The sequence below is a fragment of the Microcoleus sp. D2_18a_D3 genome (genome assembly GCF_036702455.1).
In the GTDB taxonomy this organism is placed as follows: Bacteria; Cyanobacteriota; Cyanobacteriia; order Cyanobacteriales; family Microcoleaceae; genus Microcoleus.
Map to the genome: position 1 here is coordinate 107209 of NZ_JAUBTK010000001.1, position 16558 is coordinate 123766.

Annotated in this window: 15 protein-coding genes; 7 read left to right on the forward strand and 8 right to left on the reverse strand. The window is 46.4% G+C overall.

Features of this window, described 5'->3' with window-relative positions; all coding sequences use genetic code 11:
* Positions 1-21 precede the first annotated feature (21 nt).
* Complete coding sequence (gene ylqF / locus QUB06_RS00535; RefSeq protein WP_333433770.1) at positions 22-876, forward strand: ribosome biogenesis GTPase YlqF; 855 nt, start codon at positions 22-24, stop codon at positions 874-876.
* A 19-nt stretch (positions 877-895) separates the two neighbouring features.
* On the opposite strand, the gene QUB06_RS00540 is transcribed toward ylqF, so the two are convergent.
* Positions 896-1711 carry an MOSC N-terminal beta barrel domain-containing protein gene (locus QUB06_RS00540; protein ID WP_333433771.1) on the reverse strand — a complete coding sequence of 272 codons (816 nt, stop codon included), beginning with the start codon at positions 1709-1711 and terminating at the stop codon, positions 896-898.
* A gap of 233 nt (positions 1712-1944) precedes the next feature.
* Here QUB06_RS00540 and QUB06_RS00545 point away from each other — a divergent pair, with 233 nt between their 5' ends.
* Positions 1945-2670, forward strand: a complete 726-nt coding sequence (locus QUB06_RS00545) for a carbonic anhydrase (RefSeq protein ID WP_333433772.1) — start codon at positions 1945-1947, stop codon at positions 2668-2670.
* Positions 2671-2780: 110 nt separating this feature from the next.
* On the opposite strand, the gene QUB06_RS00550 is transcribed toward QUB06_RS00545, so the two are convergent.
* Positions 2781-3968: a tetratricopeptide repeat protein gene (locus QUB06_RS00550; protein ID WP_333433773.1), complete on the reverse strand. Its 1188-nt coding sequence runs from the start codon at positions 3966-3968 to the stop codon at positions 2781-2783.
* A 299-nt stretch (positions 3969-4267) separates the two neighbouring features.
* Between QUB06_RS00550 and QUB06_RS00555 the strand changes: the two genes are divergently transcribed.
* The gene (locus QUB06_RS00555) at positions 4268-4540 is read left to right on the forward strand and encodes a GlsB/YeaQ/YmgE family stress response membrane protein (RefSeq protein ID WP_333319804.1); all 273 of its coding nucleotides are present in this window, start codon (positions 4268-4270) and stop codon (positions 4538-4540) included.
* A 232-nt stretch (positions 4541-4772) separates the two neighbouring features.
* On the opposite strand, the gene sppA is transcribed toward QUB06_RS00555, so the two are convergent.
* The 3 genes from sppA to QUB06_RS00570 all read right to left on the reverse strand — a co-directional run bounded on the left by sppA (position 4773) and on the right by QUB06_RS00570 (position 8815).
* On the reverse strand, positions 4773-6593 hold the full coding sequence (sppA, locus tag QUB06_RS00560; protein WP_333433774.1) for a signal peptide peptidase SppA: 1821 nt from the start codon (positions 6591-6593) through the stop codon (positions 4773-4775).
* Between the two features lie 343 nt (positions 6594-6936).
* Positions 6937-7986 (reverse strand): type 2 isopentenyl-diphosphate Delta-isomerase, encoded by a 1050-nt coding sequence (fni, locus tag QUB06_RS00565; RefSeq protein ID WP_333433775.1) that lies wholly within the window; start codon positions 7984-7986, stop codon positions 6937-6939.
* A gap of 145 nt (positions 7987-8131) precedes the next feature.
* Positions 8132-8815: an SDR family NAD(P)-dependent oxidoreductase gene (locus QUB06_RS00570; RefSeq protein WP_333433776.1), complete on the reverse strand. Its 684-nt coding sequence runs from the start codon at positions 8813-8815 to the stop codon at positions 8132-8134.
* Positions 8816-8892: 77 nt separating this feature from the next.
* Here QUB06_RS00570 and QUB06_RS00575 point away from each other — a divergent pair, with 77 nt between their 5' ends.
* Both QUB06_RS00575 and fghA read left to right on the forward strand, forming a co-directional pair.
* The gene (locus tag QUB06_RS00575; RefSeq protein ID WP_333373093.1) at positions 8893-10002 is read left to right on the forward strand and encodes an S-(hydroxymethyl)glutathione dehydrogenase/class III alcohol dehydrogenase; all 1110 of its coding nucleotides are present in this window, start codon (positions 8893-8895) and stop codon (positions 10000-10002) included.
* Positions 10003-10091: 89 nt separating this feature from the next.
* Positions 10092-10946: an S-formylglutathione hydrolase gene (gene fghA / locus QUB06_RS00580; RefSeq protein WP_333433777.1), complete on the forward strand. Its 855-nt coding sequence runs from the start codon at positions 10092-10094 to the stop codon at positions 10944-10946.
* 102 nt (positions 10947-11048) lie between these two features.
* Here fghA and QUB06_RS00585 read toward each other — a convergent pair whose 3' ends face one another.
* Positions 11049-11963, reverse strand: coding sequence for a branched-chain amino acid transaminase (locus QUB06_RS00585; RefSeq protein ID WP_333433778.1), 915 nt, complete (start codon positions 11961-11963; stop codon positions 11049-11051).
* 286 nt (positions 11964-12249) lie between these two features.
* Here QUB06_RS00585 and QUB06_RS00590 point away from each other — a divergent pair, with 286 nt between their 5' ends.
* Entirely contained in the window at positions 12250-12618 is a 369-nt protein-coding gene (locus tag QUB06_RS00590) for a Lin0512 family protein (RefSeq protein ID WP_333168719.1), read from the forward strand.
* 461 nt (positions 12619-13079) lie between these two features.
* Here QUB06_RS00590 and QUB06_RS00595 read toward each other — a convergent pair whose 3' ends face one another.
* On the reverse strand, positions 13080-13919 hold the full coding sequence (locus QUB06_RS00595; protein ID WP_333433779.1) for a DUF4142 domain-containing protein: 840 nt from the start codon (positions 13917-13919) through the stop codon (positions 13080-13082).
* Between the two features lie 72 nt (positions 13920-13991).
* Entirely contained in the window at positions 13992-15017 is a 1026-nt protein-coding gene (locus tag QUB06_RS00600; protein ID WP_333433780.1) for a hypothetical protein, read from the reverse strand.
* A 1153-nt stretch (positions 15018-16170) separates the two neighbouring features.
* Here QUB06_RS00600 and QUB06_RS00605 point away from each other — a divergent pair.
* Positions 16171-16410, forward strand: a complete 240-nt coding sequence (locus QUB06_RS00605; protein WP_333433781.1) for a ChaB family protein — start codon at positions 16171-16173, stop codon at positions 16408-16410.
* The last annotated feature ends 148 nt before the right edge of the window (positions 16411-16558 follow it).

The window sequence follows — 16558 nt, forward strand, 5'->3', positions numbered from 1 at the left end:
CAGTCAACAGTCAACTAACTAATGAAAATTCACTGGTATCCCGGTCACATTGCCAAAGCTGAACGGGCATTAAAAGAACAGCTAAAGCGGGTAGATGTGGTGCTCGAAGTCCGAGATGCCCGCATTCCATTGGCTACTTATCACCCCCAAATGCCGAGTTGGGTGGGCGGCAAGCCGCGAGTATTGGTCATCAACCGCATGGATATGATTACGCCTCGATCGCGCGAGGCGTGGGAAACATGGTTTGAGGCCCAGGGGGAAACTGCGTATTTTACTAATGCCGAACACGGTCACGGAGTAGACGCTGTGGCGGATGCGGTGCAGAATGCTGGAGTGCAGCTAAATAAAAGAAGGTTCGATCGAGGTATGCTGCCCCGTCCAGTCCGTGCTGTGGTGATGGGGTTTCCCAATGTCGGAAAATCTGCTTTAATTAATCGGCTGTTAGGGCGGAGAGTGGTGGACAGTGCCCGCCGAGCTGGAGTAACTAAATCGCTCCGATGGATTCGCATTTCTGACGAAATTGAATTATTAGACGCCCCCGGAGTGATCCCAACCCGAATTAACAATCAAGAAAATGCCATAAAATTAGCTATTTGCGAAGATATTGGCGAAGCAGCTTACGACAATCAGGTAGTAGCAGCAGCGATGGTAGATTTGCTCCAAGGGCTGGAGGCCACTGATGACACGTTGATATCACTATCTGGTTTCAAATCCAGGTATAAATTAGATGCAGCCTCTAGTAATGGTGAAGATTATCTGCACGAGGTAGCAAAAGACAGGTATAAAGGAGATGTCGAACGAACGGCGCGGCAGATGTTAAACGATTTTAGAACTGGTGTTTTAGGTCAACTTACTTTGGAGTTGCCGCCGGCTTGATCCGATTCGTACCATACAACTAATCAGAAAGGGTATTCAATAGAGAGTTGCTGACGCGGAGAATGTGAACTTCGTCTCCTATGTGTAATGTTTTTTCTGGTGCTTGAGGTGCGAGTCGCGTGTTAACTATCAGCCGACTAAAGTGATTTAAATGCCCTTTTTTTACCAAGTCAGGCATGATTTCCTTCTGCTTGGCTGTTAGTATATTTTTAAAATTTAGATCGCTTGCTTGCGTCGCATAATTTCGCGTAGATAGGATACATGGCTGACCGGGATTAATAGTTTCAAATATTACAGTCCCTATTTTCAACCTAACAATTTCATCGGCTTGTGGTAAAAGTTGATCTTCCCAAAAAGCCGGGACATCTCCTATTTCAATATTAGCTCGCAAGCGATGGCGCATCTCGTTAACGCAAACTCTCGGAAACCAAGATGCAACTTCGGCAATTGTTTCGGTACTGATAATGCTTGGCCCTGGTGCAGCGGTATTGTCGGGAAAACCTGTCAGCAAGTTTTCAATTAACTTGACAGGGAAACCGAAGTAGTTGCTCAACCAAGATTCTATTGCCAAGCGTTCTCTATCTACATGAAAAAATATTTCTTGTTCGGTGCCTTGAATTTTCAGGCCGGCAATTCTCTTTTTGATGTCAAAGGATAACCGTAGAAAACGGACTCCGCTGTTGTGCTTAGTGCTAACCAATTCTCCTGCTGCATCGCAGATTGCAAAAGAGCGATCGCCTTCTAGAGCTCCGCTGGCTAGAATAGTTGCTTGACTGACTGCTATGCCGTCAAGGGACTTGACCGGATAGATATGAATGCTGGCGACGTAGGACATTTCGAGCCATTGATAAAAAATAGTCGTTTTAGATACATTCTAGCATCCCTGTCCGCAGAAGGATGACTGCCGTTGACTTTACTAAATAAAATAGAAATGAAATAAGAATAGGCCACTTTTTTGAAGTTTACATTATGCCGGAGCAGCTTGTAAAGAAAAATCAAAGAAGTCTGACTGAGCTTGTGGTATATATTATGCTAACAAATACAAACAATTGAACCGAGTTGCAAGCAATGACTAAAAGCGAAAGAACAGGTATGATTTCGCGACGGAATTTAATGCTGAGGGCTGGTGCAGGGATGCTGGCGGCCAGCATTGCACCAGCGTTTTTACAAGCCGAAGCAGCAAAGGCAGAGGCAATCTCTGACATTACTCCTACTGACATTACTCCTAACAGTGCTCTTAAGAAATTGATGGCGGGTAATCAACGCTACCTTCAGCAAAAACGGACATTTCCCGACCAAGCTCGATCGCGAGTTATAGAAGTAGCAAAGAGTCAACATCCGTTTGCAACCATCCTGGCTTGTTCTGACTCGCGCGTTACTCCCGAAATTATTTTCGACCAAGGATTGGGGGATTTATTTGATATCCGAGTAGCTGGCAATTTTCTAGACGATGTGGTTCTCGGTAATATAGAATATGCCGCCTTAGAATTAGGCGTGCCACTATTAGTAATTCTGGGTCACGAACGCTGCGGTGCTGTCAAAGCAGCTTTAGATGGCAAAGCTGTGCCTGGTCACATTAGCACTTTGGTGGCGGCGATTAAACCGGCAGTTGATTCGACCAAAGGTCAAAAAGGCGATGCCTGGGATAACGCAGTCAGAGCTAATGTGAAAATGAATGTAAATAAGTTAAAATTAGCGTCGCCTATTTTAGATGAAGCAGTCAAAGCGGGCAAGCTTAAAGTTGTTGGGGGCCGCTACGATTTGGATAGCGGCAAAGTAGAGATAATTGCTTGATTTTGCTGGTAATTTTTACAGTTTGTAGGGGTAATGCCCCCGTGCTTACCCCGTCCGGTTCGAGGGGCAACCACGGGGGGATTGCCCCTACAAATTATTTGGTAACAAGTTTAAAGTAAACCCATTTCTTGCAGTCCCCGACGCAGGCGTTCTGCTTCAAATGGCCGGCGCTGTTCGTGAAGGGCGATCGCTCTTTTGAATTCTGCTAAACTTTCTGGCATTTTGCCAATTTTGAGCAAGGCTACTGCCAAGTTTTGATGAGCTTCGGCGTGTTCTGGATCGATTTTAATCGCTTGTCGGTAATAGGCGATCGCATCTGCTAAATTTCCGGCTGCCTTCAGCGTCAGTCCCAAATTGTAGTGACCTACTCCAAAATTAGGGTCAATTTTTAAAGCTGCTTTGTAAGCTTTTTCAGCAGATTTCAAATCTCCTTCATCTTTGAGCAAATTGCCCAAATTATTGTAAGCGCCCAACTTGAGCGGCGGGAACACATCTGTATTAATTGCCGCTTGATAGTGTTCTTTTGCTTTAGCAAACTGCTGCTGCTGGCGATATGCAATTCCCAAATGATAGTTGAGTTCGTAAAGAATAGAATCATTAATGGCCTCCGCAGTCAAGCCTTTGGTTAATAAATTAATTCCCCGCCCAATTTGCCCGGTTTCTACATACAAAGCGCCTAATTTGCTACAAGCATAAGCATCGTTGGGATAATAAGCGAGATAGCGTTCCATTGCTGCTTGAGCTTTTTGGAATTTACCTTTTGCTGCGATCGCATCTTTTTGATAACCAGAGTGCCAAATCGCCACATCGGGGAGAGAAGCTATTTTCCATTGTGGTTCCCTCTGCAAAATCTCAGCCACGCTGTCGTCTACCATTGCGTGGTAAGGGCGAGAAAAGCGGATATCGAGGCGATTGCGAAACAAGCGCGACACTAGGGAATAGGGAGATTGAGAGGCACCGATTTCTTGGCGGATGAGATTGATTAGCAGCAGCCCATCGCTCGCAATTGCCTGCTTAATTTGAGGTACAATCTCCGGTACCAAAACCTCATCGGCATCTAATACCAAAATCCAGTCGCCTTGGGCGTGCTTCAGACACTCATTGCGCGCCACTGCGAAGTCGTCGCACCATTCAAAGTCATAAACCCTCGCCCCGGATTCTCTGGCAATTTCACGGGTGCGATCGCCCGATCCCGTATCCACCACCACCATTTCGTCAACAATACCCTTAACGCTGTCCAAAGTCCGCGACAGTGTTGCCTCTTCATTCTTCACAATCATGCACAGAGTCAGATCCATCGGGCGCAAACTTTCCTCGTTTCACAAAATTATTGTAATTTTTTTACCAGTAAAACACAAACAGTCCCAGAAAAAATTCTCATATTTCCCTTTTGGTTTGAGCATAAGTACCTTTATTCCGTAGAAAAAGTGGGTTAACTCTTTTGAGATATTAAAAAGCCTCAAACTGGGACGATTGATGAGAAATCCTACCACTTTCGGTTCCTCCCTACGGTAGAGGTAAAGGCTCGATAGCGGTTGTTATTCTAAGAACATAAGACAAGGGACGAGAAAAGTTTAAGTATTCAGGAGAAAGAGACATGGGCAATATTATTGCTTGGATCGTTTTAGGACTGATTGCCGGTGCGATCGCCAAAGCCATTTATCCGGGAACTCAAGGTGGCGGTTTTCTGGCAACAACAGGTTTAGGAATTTTGGGCGCCCTAGTGGGAGGTTATCTAGGTAACATGTTTTTGGGGGGGAGCGGCGGAGCTTCTGTCGGAGCATTGAGTATTCCCAGCATAGCTTTTGCAGTCATAGGTGCGCTCGTTCTACTTTTCGTCTGGGGATTGTTAACTCAGCGTGCAGCATAATAAATATTGCCAATTCCCAGTCGATCGACTTTTAGGGTATTCATAAACCCGGTTTCTTCTAGAAACCGGGTTTTTCAGTTGTTAGTAGGGTGCCTCAGCCTACTTTTACCACCAAATCCGCGTTAAAAACCCCTATCAGACTCAGCGCTGGCAACGCTTCAAGAGCAAAACTTTCGTCCGAACAGAAGGGGACTGAAGAATAAAGGGGTAAAAATCCCGGACTTGATATTAATTAATCAATCCGCAAATTGAAAGGCAAGCGAACGTAAATCCCCTGCGGGTCGTTCATCGACTTGATCACAGCCAATTCATCTTGCAATTTCTTAAATTCGGCCGTTAGCGGGTCGAGTTTGGCGGCTGGTTTCAAAACGTGAACGCCTGAAATTCTTTCCAAAATTCGCTCCTCCAAAGTGCGGCGTTTGGGATATTCTTCTAACTTCCAATCGTCGCCGAGTTTAGCTTGCTTCGCCGCCTCTCTGACAGCATCTTCAAGCCCGCCAATTTCATCGACTAAACCCAACTGTTTCGCGGCCGTACCAGACCACACCCTGCCTTGAGCAATTTCTTGTACCTTGTTTTTCGGCAGTTTGCGGGAGGTGGCGACTTTAGTAATAAATCGATCGTAAATGCGATCGACTACCCTCTGAATATTCGCCAATTCTTGAGGATTTTTCGGACGGGAAACCGTGTTAGTATCCGCAAAGCGGGCGGTTTTCACCACGTCCCAAGTTAGGCCGTTGTTAGCAGCCAACTTTTCGGCGTTAAACAGCATTCCAAAAACGCCGATCGAACCGGTAATCGTATTGGGTTCGGCAAAAATGCGGTTGGAACCCATCGAAATCCAATAGCCGCCGGATGCTGCTAAATTGCCCATCGAAACGATAACTGGTTTCTTTTTTCCCGTCAGCATAACTTCGCGTCCAATGACTTCGGCCGCCGTCGCGCTACCTCCGGGACTGTTGACGCGCAAAACCACTGCTTTTACGTCGTCATCTTCTCGGATTTTCCGCATTTCTTTAGCGATGCGATCGCCTCCTACTTCCGTCGGGCCCCCTTCGCCGTCTACAATCTCTCCCTCGGCGTAAAGTATAGCAATTTGGTTTTTCTTGTTAGCGCGAGTTGAGTTTTTATCCTCAGCAACTTTGGCGTAGTTTTTCAAGCTAATTTGCTTGAAAGATTTGTTTTCGCCATCGGTTCCTGTGAGTTTTTTAAGTTCAGTCGATATTTCGTCAAAGTATACAACTTTATCAACTAACTTGCTTTTTAGAGCTTCGTCAGCCATCAAAGTTCCGCCCTTATCTGCAAGCGCTTGCAGTTGCCCAACGGTCACTTTACGGCTCGGGGCGACTGTTTGCAGGTATTCTCCCCAGATATCTCCGAGCAACTTTTGAGTTTGCTGGCGATTTTCGGGACTCATTTTTGTGAGCAAAAACGGCTCAACGGCTGACTTGTATTTGCCGACGCGAGTTACTTGCACTCCCACGCCGTATTTCTCCAAAGCGCCGGTGAAAAACATTGCCTGACTGCTAAAACCGTTGAGTTCCAAAGCGCCGTAAGGATTGACTGCTATTGTATTAGCAACGGAACCGAGGTAATAATCTCGCTCGTTCCAGTCCATCTGGTAAGCAAAAATGGGTTTTTTGGCATCTCGGAAACGCTGCAAGGCCGATCGAACTTCTTTGAGATTGGCAAAGCCGCTGCTGCTGGAATCCGAGCTGCCTTCGAGATAAATGCCAACGATTTTCGGGTCTTTTTTCGCATATTCGATCGTGTCTAAAACAGTCCGCAGCGTCACTGTATCGCCGGAATCTTCCGAAAGCACTTCTTCAATCGCCGCACCAGTGCTACGGCTCGGTTTGCTGTCGGTGATATTTAAAGAAAGGTCTAATACCAATACAGACTTATCTTTAACTTGCGGGCCTGAATCTTTAGACGATGATGCCGCCATAGCAATTAGCAGTACCAGTCCTCCCAATCCGATGCTGCCCAGCAGCAGCAGTCCTAGGAAGGTTCCCAGTAAACTTGCACAGGTATATTTTAGGAAATCTTTCATTAGATAATTGGTAATTAGTTATTAGTCAGTAGTCAGTAGTCAGTAGTCATTAGTCATTAGTCATTAGTCATTAGTCATTAGTCATTAGTTATATCACATCCGGTTAGAACGGAATGATACCGAGTGTGCAAGTGTCCCGCTCGCACTGCACTCGGAAAAATATTATTCCGATGCCACCGGAAACGATTTTATTGGTCATTCCTGCAAGTAGGATGTAGCAATTATCCGCTGTCGTTAGTTATTAGCTAATGACTGCTGACTAATGACTGCTGACTAATGACTGCTGACTAATGACTGCTGACTAATAACTGCTGACTAATGACTTTTGACTGCTGACTCACTTTTATCTTAACCTTTCCAAAACCCCAGAATGTTTTAACTCATCCAAGTTAGCGCAGCCCGTACAGAACATCACGGTAGCGATTTCTGCAATTAACACCTCAGCTAGGAGGGCTGCGGCTGATTCCGATTCCGCTGCAGCTTGTAGAAACGGCCGCGCCAGTCCCGCAATATCGGCGCCAAGGGCGATCGCCTTGGCTGCATCCAACCCGTTTTGCAAGCCTCCAGAGGCAATCAGGGGAACATCCGGCGCTACGGCGCGGGTGCTGACAATGCACTCGGCTGTTGGTATTCCCCAGTCGGCAAAGGTTGCGCCCAACCTGCGCTGCTTGCCATCTTTAGCTCGCTCTCCTTCTATTTTCGCCCAAGAAGTGCCTCCGGCCCCGGCAATGTCGATCGCACCTACCCCAGCGGCGAGCAATTTCTTTGCCATCTTTCCTGAAATACCGTTGCCGACTTCTTTAGCAATAACTGGTACTGGTAATTTATCGCACAATTTGGCAATTTTATCTAGCAGTCCTTTAAAGTTAGTATCGCCTTCGGTTTGAACGCACTCTTGCAGCGGATTGAGGTGCAAAATTAGTGCGTCTGCTTCGAGAATATCAACAATTTTTTTGCATTCTTCCAAACCGTAATTATAGTTTAATTGAACCGCTCCGATATTGGCAAATAGCAGAATATCTGGAGCGCGGCGACGGACGGCAAATGTAGGAGCGAGTTGAGGATTTTCTACGACGATTCGCTGGGAACCGACTCCCATTGCTAGTTTGTATTCTTGAGCGACATCGGCGAGGCGATAATTGATTGTCTGGGCTAATTCTGTGCCGCCCGTCATCGAGGAAATTAGCAGGGGAACGGCTAGTTTTTTGCCGAGGAATGTGGAGGTTAAATCGATTTCGGTGCGATCGAGTTCTGGCAAACAGCAGTGTTCAAAACGGTAGCGTTCGAGGCCGCTGGTAGTTTCGCGAAATTGTACGTCTTCTTCGAGGCAAATCCGCAGGTGGTCTGCTTTGCGGGTTTCGGTTTGCGAGGGGGAGGTTAGCGGCAAGTTCACGGTTGCTATTTGGGGAAAGAGTTGTGATTTGGGAATATAGCAATTTTATTTCATTTTTGATATTTTTTTATGAACCGCAGAGAGCGCAGAGGGCGCAGAGGAGAAGAAAGGAGAGAGGTTCGCAAATGCTGTAAGGGTTGCTGTATTATCCAGGAACAGTCAGCGGCATTCCGTTATCTGAAGGTTTCAATTTTAGTAAAAAAGGAACTGCTTTTTGCACCCATGCTTTGACAGACGGGTAATTTGCCGCATCTTCTCCGAAACAAATGTCCAGCATATCTGTGTGAATTATCCCCGGATTCAAAGGAACTGCTGCCATACCTGCGGGCAATTCTTGAGCGAGCGATCGCGTAAGTCCTTCTATTGCCCACTTGGAAGCGCAATAGGGCGCAACTTCCGGCGAAGTTGACCTTCCCCAACCAGAACTAAAGTTGACAATTATGCCGCTTTTTCGAGCAATCATTGCCGGGACAAAATGACGAATTACATTAGCCGTACCTTTGATATTAACATCAATTACCTGGGAAAATTCTTCGTTGCTGACATTCCAAAGAGGCGCGAGATGATTAGCTACACCTGCATTATTAATTAGCAAATCTGGCGGCTCATTTTTGGCGAGTATTTCTGTTGCCCAAGCTTTTACTTGCTCGTCGTTGGTGACATCCAAACAAGTAAAATGGTGCGGCGCACTATATTTTTGGTTGAGTTTTTCCACCGCTTCCGAAGAACGGGCGCATCCCAAAACTGTATGTCCCAATTCCATAAACTTTTCGGTCATGGCAAGACCTAGACCGCGACTGACTCCGGTTATTACAATTAATTTTGTCATTTATTTGCTGAATTTTGACATTAAGTAATACAATACATATTGACTGGTGAATTGACAAATCGATCGCAGGAGAAAGCATGAAAGTAAAAGCAGCAGTTGCTCGCAGTGCAGGCCAACCTTTGAGCATTGAAACGGTGGATCTGGATGGGCCGCGGGCTGGAGAGGTGCTGGTGGAAATTAAAGCCACGGGTGTTTGTCACACTGACGCTTACACTCTTTCCGGTGCCGATCCTGAAGGCTTGTTTCCGGCTATCTTAGGCCACGAGGGAGCCGGGATTGTAGCAGAAGTTGGGCCGGGAGTAACGAGTGTCAAAGTGGGCGATCGGGTAATTCCTCTCTACATTCCCGAATGCCGCAACTGCGAATATTGTTTGAGCCGCAAAACCAATCTCTGTCAAGCAATTCGCGTGACTCAAGGCCAGGGAGTAATGCCCGACGGCACGAGCAGGTTTTCCATAGACGGGCAGAAACTGTACCATTACATGGGAACTTCTACCTTCGCTAATTATACAGTATTGCCGGAAATTGCAGTTGCAAAAATTCGCGAAGATGCTCCTTTTGATAAAGTTTGTTTAATCGGCTGCGGCGTAACAACTGGCATCGGCGCTGTCATAAATACTGCGAAAGTAGAGCCTGGTTCTAATGTGGTAGTTTTTGGTTTGGGCGGCGTGGGTTTGAATGTAATTCAAGCAGCTCGCATGGTGGGAGCTAACATGATTGTCGGCGTAGACTTGAATCCCGACAAACGAGAGATGGCGGAAAAATTCGGCATGACTCACTTTGTCAATCCCCGCGAAGTCGAAGGCGATTTAGTGCCTTATTTAGTAGATTTAACCAAAGGTGGAGCTGATTACAGTTTTGAATGTATCGGCAACATTAATGTGATGCGCCAAGCTTTAGAATGCTGCCACAAAGGTTGGGGCGTGAGCGTAATTGTCGGGGTAGCGGGAGCCGGTCAAGAAATTAGCACCCGCCCGTTTCAGCTAGTAACTGGCAGGGTTTGGAAAGGCACGGCTTTTGGCGGCGCAAAAGGCCGAACTGATGTTCCTAAGATTGTTGATTGGTACATGGACGGTAAAATTGATATTGACAGTCTGGTAACTCAGGTAATGCCGATCGACAAAATCAATGAAGCCTTTGATTTGATGCACAAAGGCGAAGTAATTCGCACAGTTTTGACATTTTGAACAAAAATATTTCTCTCTTCTCTCTTCTCTCTTCCTCTGCGCCCTCTGCGGTAAAAAAAAATCTAATTCAAAAATGAAATAGAATTAACATGATATCAGAATCCCTAAAACTGCACAAACAACAGAAAAGTTTCGGTGGCAAACTCGGCTTTTATAGCCATCAATCCTCTGCTTGCAACAGCGAGATGAAATTCGCTGTTTACCAGCCACCACAAACTTTATCTCAAGCCGTACCAGTTTTGTATTTTCTATCAGGTTTAACCTGCACAGAAGAGAACTTTATGGCAAAAGCGGGGGCGCAGCAATTTGCGGCAAAATACGGGTTAATGTTGGTTGCGCCCGACACTAGCCCGCGCAATACGGGCATCCCCGGCGAAGATGACGATTGGGATTTAGGAAGTGGTGCGGGTTTTTATGTTGATGCGACAGCCGCACCTTGGAATTCTCACTATCGGATGTACAGTTATGTGGTTGATGAATTGCCGAATTTAATCGCCGAAAATTTTCCAGCTATACCCGAAAAACAGGGAATTTTCGGTCATTCGATGGGCGGACACGGGGCGTTAATTTGCGCTTTGAAAAATGGATCTCGCTATCTTTCAGTTTCCGCTTTTGCGCCTATTTCCGCGCCAATGCGCTGCCCTTGGGGACAAAAAGCTTTTGCAAACTACCTCGGCAGCGACCAACAGATTGGGAGGGCTTGGGATGCTAGCGAATTGGTGCTTGAGGCGCAATACAACCGTCCGATTCTGATTGACTGCGGCACGGCTGATTCGTATTTGGCTGACGGGCAGTTGTTGCCGGAAGTGTTCGCGGAGGCTTGTGCAAAAGCGGGACAACCGTTAACTTTAAGGATGCAGGAAGGTTACGATCATAGCTATTATTTTATAGCTAGTTTTATGGAGGATCACATTCGGCATCACGCGGCTGTTTTGTGCGGGTAGTTCCTAGCAGGAAGCAGGCAAGATGCCTGCTCCACAACAACTGGTTCTTAGGCTCTGCCTGGTAACGAGTGAACTAGCTTCTAGGAGCAAAGGTATTTTCGGTTAATTAAGATTAATCGGAAATACCCAGTCTTGATACTTGCTGTCGCGATTTTCGATAATCCCGGTTAGTTTGTCCAAAATCTTTTCGGTGATGGGTCGGTTTTTGGGCAAGTGATAGTTTTCTACTCGCTTAATTGGCGTAATTTTGGCTGCGGTTCCGCAGAGGAAAATCTCGTCTGCAATCAACAGTTCTGATTTATCAACTGGTCTTTCTGTGATTTCAATTCCTAAGTCTCTAGCGATAGTTATAACGCTGTCTCTGGTAATTCCTTCGAGAATATCTTGCTCGAAACCTGGAGTAACTAATTTACCGTTTCTGGCGACAAATATGTTCATTCCTGAAGCTTCGCTGACTTTTCCCTGAGTATTCATCATAATAGCTTCGTCGAAGCCGGATTCTACTGCTTCTGTTTTGGCTAAAGCTGAGGTGATGTAAGCACCGCTAATTTTACCTCTTAAGGGCAAACTGCGGTCTTCTTGACGGTACCAAGAGCTAATTCTACAGTTGACTCCTTCTTTTGGCAAATAGTCTGATAGTTCTAATCCGTAGACAAAAAAGTCGGTTTCTACGTTGTGCAGTCGCGGGGCAATTCCTAAACTGGATGTGTAGATAAAAGGGCGGATATAAAATGATTTTGTTGGTTGGTTTTTCTGGACAAAATCAATAATTATTTGTTGGATTTTGCTGGCTGGTAAATCGCAGTGGAGGAAGCTGGCACTTTGACTTAATCTTTGACAGTGGCGGTCTAATCTAAATAGCAATATTCGATCGGCATTTTGGGGGTCGGGAATTCCCCGCAACCCGCCTAAGACTCCGGTTCCATAGTGCAGTGCGTGGGTGGCTATGGAAATTTTGGCGTCGGTAAATGGGAGAAATTGGTTTTGAAAGTAGGCAATTGGTAGAAAACTATCCATGATTCAAGCTGGCGATGAGTTTTGCAGTCCGCGAGGAAAGCTGAATTTGGTTATATTACCATAAGTTATACCATTTTAGATTTTAGATTTTAGATTTTAGATTTACAAGGACTGATTTGATATCAGTTTGGAGCTGGTAAAAAGTTACCTTTTTTTGATTAAATGAGATGATTATTGTGTTATTCGAGGAAGCGATAAAATAATATAAAGTGCGGTCATTTTGGTTGATAATTGTTTTGGGAAAAGCTGCGATCGACTAAAAATAAAAATCAACCAAGGGGCAACTATGGCACGTAAATGTTTCATCATTGAAATGGGGATGGGTATAGACCAGCACGGGCAGGAACCGACTGTAGCCTGTGCAAGGGCTGTACGAAATGCGATCGCCCATAATGCTCTCCTAGGCGTCTGGGAAGTGGCGGGTTTGACTGACCCGAATCAGATGATTGTTGAGGTTAAGGTGGCTGTTCCTTACCCGGAACAAGTGCGGGAACAGGAGGTGTTGGCGGTGCTGCCTTTTGGCAGCAAAACTCTGATTGTGGAGCAAGGAGGCATGATTGTCCCAGGAAGGGCGATCGCCTCTCTGAATGATAAAAATGATGAAATGCTAATCGCTGTGGCGGCTGTGAGTGTTTTTGTGGACACTGAGGACTAATTAATTTGGTGTTGTTTGAATAAATCGCCCGATCGCACTTGCTTGTTTCCGCGATCGGGCGATCGAACGCCTGTCTGTTAAAAAATTATTAATTTAGACTAAGTTGTAAGGTGCCCCGGAGATATGGCATGAAATATCGTAGAAAATCTGAGGATCTGAGGCACGCTATAACTTAGTCTGTTCAGCGGTAAGGTTTATTTGCGCCTACCTAATTAATTTTGAAGTTTTAATGGATAATTTTTAATGGTTCAGGCGACCGGGTATGTAAGCAATCCAGCAAAACCCTACGATTAATAACAGCCACGTCGCTGTAATATTGCTGCCCAACAAACTGCGGAGAAAATCTTCCATTGTTCTCAAAAATTATAGGGTTTAAAAGAATTTATTAGTGTTCCCTCTCCGAGCACAAGAGGTAGAGTCCGATCGAGTTTTAGGCGATCGCACTCTACCTCCTCTACCTCCTATTTGGGCTGGCTGGTATCTGCCAACATTTGGTTAACCATTTGCAAGTGCGCCTGAAGGTTCGGCAACTTCTGGGTGGCCCAAGCCTTCAATTCGGGATCTTGTCCCTGTTGAGATTGAGCCTGAAACAAAGCAATAGCCTGATTGTGGCTGTCGATCATAGCCTGCTTGTAAGCCCTGTCAAAACTTGTACCAGAGAGTCCCGAAAGTCGATCCATCAAAGCTTTGTTCTGGCTGCTCATTTCGGTTGGCAGTTTTACGCCTTTTTGCATTGCTACCTGCATCAGTTCTTGATTAGCCTGGGTGTGTTCCTCAACCATTTCTTGCCCGTATTGTTTCACACTAGCACTAGAACCGCGCTGCACTGCCAATCTGCCGAGCTGCACTTCCAGCATACCAAGTTGACCTGCTTGCATGACAAAGTTTCTGTCTTGGCTGCTGAGAGAATTAGGCGAAGTTTCGCCACCTGTTGGAGTGTTGGGAGAACGGCTGGGAGTGTTGTTGATGGGGCTATTTGGAGAACGGCCGGGAGTGTTGTTGGTGGGGGTATTTGGAGTGTTGGGAGAACCGCCGGGAGTGTTGTTGGCGGGGGTATTTGGAGTGTTGGGAGAATCGCCAGGATTGTTGTTGTTAGGATCTGTAACAGAAGGTCCCGGAGAATTAGGATCCTTTAAGTCGCTATCAGCAAGCTCAAAAACCCGATCGCCCGACTGGTTGAAGCCGTTAGTCTGGCGGTTTAATTCTGCGAATCCCGGCACAGCTATCAAGGAACTAACGCCGGCAATTCCGGCAACTGTTACCAATTTTTTGAACAAATTTTTGCGATTGAGTGAAGTCATGAATTTCTAAGCCTCTAAGTTGTTTTCAAAAGTCCGCGCGTGCGAAACTATCCCGTAGGGAATCGCCCGAAACTACCGATGGGATGGTGTACTGCCTTTCCGAAACAAGTTGATCAAACCAAAGGCGCCCAAGGCACCCAGCCACCCGAAATTGTTGGGGCTATCGCGCCGAGCACTCAAAACTCCAGAATTAGTATCAGCCGGCGTCGATGTGGTATCGGTTGTACCGGTTGTACCAGTTGTGCCGGTGCCTGTCGTACCAGTTGTACCAGTTGTGCCGGTGCCTGTCGTATCGGTTGTACCAGTTGTACCAGTCGTACCAGTTGTACCCGTGCCAGTCGTACCAGTTGTACCCGTGCCAGTCGTATCGGTTGTACCAGTTGTACCAGTCGTACCAGTTGTACCGCTTGTACCCGTTGTACCGGTGCCACTCGTACCGCTTGTACCGCTTGTACCGCTTGTGCCGGTGCCAGTGGTATCGGTTGTACCGCTTGTACCCGTGCCAGTCGTACCCGTTGTACCGCTTGTACCGGTTGTATCGGTACCGCTTGTACCGCTTGTACCCGTGCCACTCGTACCGCTTGTACCGGTTGTATCCGTGCCAGTCGTACCCGTTGTACCCGTTGTACCCGTTGTACCGGTGCCACTCGTACCGGTTGTACCCGTTGTACCCGTTGTACCCGTGCCGCTTGTACCCGTTGTACCGCTTGTATCCGTGCCAGTCGTACCCGTTGTACCGCTTGTACCGGTGCCACTCGTACCCGTTGTACCGCTTGTACCGGTGCCACTCGTACCGCTTGTACCCGTTGTATCCGTGCCAGTCGTACCCGTTGTACCGCTTGTGCCTGTCGTACCGCTTGTACCCGTTGTACCGCTTGTGCCTGTCGTACCGCTTGTACCCGTTGTACCGCTTGTACCGGTACCGCTTGTACCGCTTGTACCGCTTGTGCCTGTGCCGGCGCTACCGCCAGCACCGCCGCCGGCGCTACCGCCAGCACCGCCCGACTGGGCTGAAGCAGGCACTGCTAAGGAAACCGTTGCTAAACCTAAAGTACAAGCGCTTGCTAAAACAACTTTCAACAATTTAGAAGATTTCATGGTAATGCTTGCTTTTGCATAGAGTGCTGCGATCGCTTGTGATGCCAACACCGGAGGGTCAAATTGACAGCGTAACGTGCAAATTTTCTAATCTTCGCTGCGGAATAATGAAGGTAAGGGAGCAAATTTAGTCCCGTTCCCTCGATGATTTTTCCCTGAGTAATTACACCGCCGCGTTAACAGTTTATAAGCTATTACGTATGCTTCTAGTTCGCCATTCATCTTTAGGAATATTTGACAAAATGGCTTTTTATTTCAGGTGGTGGATGAAATTTGATTGAGCGGCCGACTAGCTCAATCAAAATTTGTGTACGGGGGATAAAAAGCGGGTTGATATGAAAAATTTTGGGTTGAGTAACGAGACATATACGAATCAACCGGGTTTCTCAGACAAGCGGCCGCTTCTTCCTATGAATTTTCCCCGGATGCAGGTGCTTTGAGCCAGAAATTATTGATTTTTTCACCGTCCATTTTGGCTTAGCACTCCGCCAGATGAGTTAGTTTAAAAATTTTTTGAGCGCTATTTTTCCTTAACTTGCTGCTGGCAATTTGGCCCCTGGTAGCATACAGATCAAACTTTCTCAGGAAACTAAATTCTCTCAAAACGCCCGATCGACCGATCGGAGTCGCCAGAACACCTGCAACCCCCTACCAGCAAGGCTTTTGACTGGGATTTGAGTTGCCTCAAACAGGAAGGCGAACTGAGGGCTATCCGAGTCGAACCCGCGCGAGATTAAATTAACCAGCGGCGGCGCACTCGTGAGGATTGCTTGTGAGTGCGATCGGCTAAACTCTGATATAGTCAAGCGAAAACTATGCCATAGAGCGCTTGTTCTCTAACACTTCCACAAGCAGACATCAAGTATGCTGTATCGAATTATTGCCAGAATTCGCTATCTAATGTTAATTGCTTTTTCTAAGTTCGCAAGTTAAAAAGCGGAAATCAGATTAATCGATGTTTGAGCAAGGAAATTACCCAAATCCTGCCCAACCAGCAACCGCAAGCCCATTGCCTTCTCGGAGCAGAATAAATTTAATATTACATCTGTCCTCAGAGTGAGAAAAATGCGGTTTAAAACTTGCTTTTAGAGAGAGGAAAGTAGTTGCTTCTCGTATATAAGATTACATTTATGTTTAATAATTAGAGGTCATTATGCCAGAACAACAATTTGACACATTACCTGCGGAAGCACAAGAACTCCCCCAAGGAGCTAAACAAATTTTTCAGGCTGCTTTTAAGAGCGCTAGCGAAGATGGAATGAGCGCAGATGGTGCTACTAGCGTTGCTTGGAACAGTGTAAAATCTGAATATGTTCAAGAAGGTGGCACGTGGCATCACAAGGGCGACGATACTAACCAAACCCGCAAATCAGTACAGTCTGGTGGCAATTAGTTATCAGCCATTAGTAATATCGTGTCCGCTAACATAACCCCTATTCGCTGTGTAGTGAGGGCTTCATTCCTCAACTTTTGATGAGAACGAAGCATCCTCACTACCCACCAATTACAGTGACGTTATTCTAGCGGGCATGAGAGCATCA

What these genes read in the sequence shown, in the direction of transcription:
- QUB06_RS00590 (WP_333168719.1), top strand. Translation starts at nt 12,250, where the DNA reads ATGGCACGTAAATGTTTCATCATTGAAATGGGGATGGGTATAGACCAG.
- QUB06_RS00575 (WP_333373093.1), top strand. Translation starts at nt 8,893, where the DNA reads ATGAAAGTAAAAGCAGCAGTTGCTCGCAGTGCAGGCCAACCTTTGAGC.
- QUB06_RS00585 (WP_333433778.1), bottom strand. Translation starts at nt 11,963, where the DNA reads ATGGATAGTTTTCTACCAATTGCCTACTTTCAAAACCAATTTCTCCCA.
- sppA (WP_333433774.1), bottom strand. Translation starts at nt 6,593, where the DNA reads ATGAAAGATTTCCTAAAATATACCTGTGCAAGTTTACTGGGAACCTTC.
- ylqF (WP_333433770.1), top strand. Translation starts at nt 22, where the DNA reads ATGAAAATTCACTGGTATCCCGGTCACATTGCCAAAGCTGAACGGGCA.
- QUB06_RS00545 (WP_333433772.1), top strand. Translation starts at nt 1,945, where the DNA reads ATGACTAAAAGCGAAAGAACAGGTATGATTTCGCGACGGAATTTAATG.
- QUB06_RS00600 (WP_333433780.1), bottom strand. Translation starts at nt 15,017, where the DNA reads ATGAAATCTTCTAAATTGTTGAAAGTTGTTTTAGCAAGCGCTTGTACT.
- QUB06_RS00540 (WP_333433771.1), bottom strand. Translation starts at nt 1,711, where the DNA reads ATGTCCTACGTCGCCAGCATTCATATCTATCCGGTCAAGTCCCTTGAC.
- QUB06_RS00570 (WP_333433776.1), bottom strand. Translation starts at nt 8,815, where the DNA reads ATGACAAAATTAATTGTAATAACCGGAGTCAGTCGCGGTCTAGGTCTT.
- QUB06_RS00605 (WP_333433781.1), top strand. Translation starts at nt 16,171, where the DNA reads ATGCCAGAACAACAATTTGACACATTACCTGCGGAAGCACAAGAACTC.
- QUB06_RS00595 (WP_333433779.1), bottom strand. Translation starts at nt 13,919, where the DNA reads ATGACTTCACTCAATCGCAAAAATTTGTTCAAAAAATTGGTAACAGTT.
- QUB06_RS00550 (WP_333433773.1), bottom strand. Translation starts at nt 3,968, where the DNA reads ATGGATCTGACTCTGTGCATGATTGTGAAGAATGAAGAGGCAACACTG.
- fghA (WP_333433777.1), top strand. Translation starts at nt 10,092, where the DNA reads ATGATATCAGAATCCCTAAAACTGCACAAACAACAGAAAAGTTTCGGT.
- QUB06_RS00555 (WP_333319804.1), top strand. Translation starts at nt 4,268, where the DNA reads ATGGGCAATATTATTGCTTGGATCGTTTTAGGACTGATTGCCGGTGCG.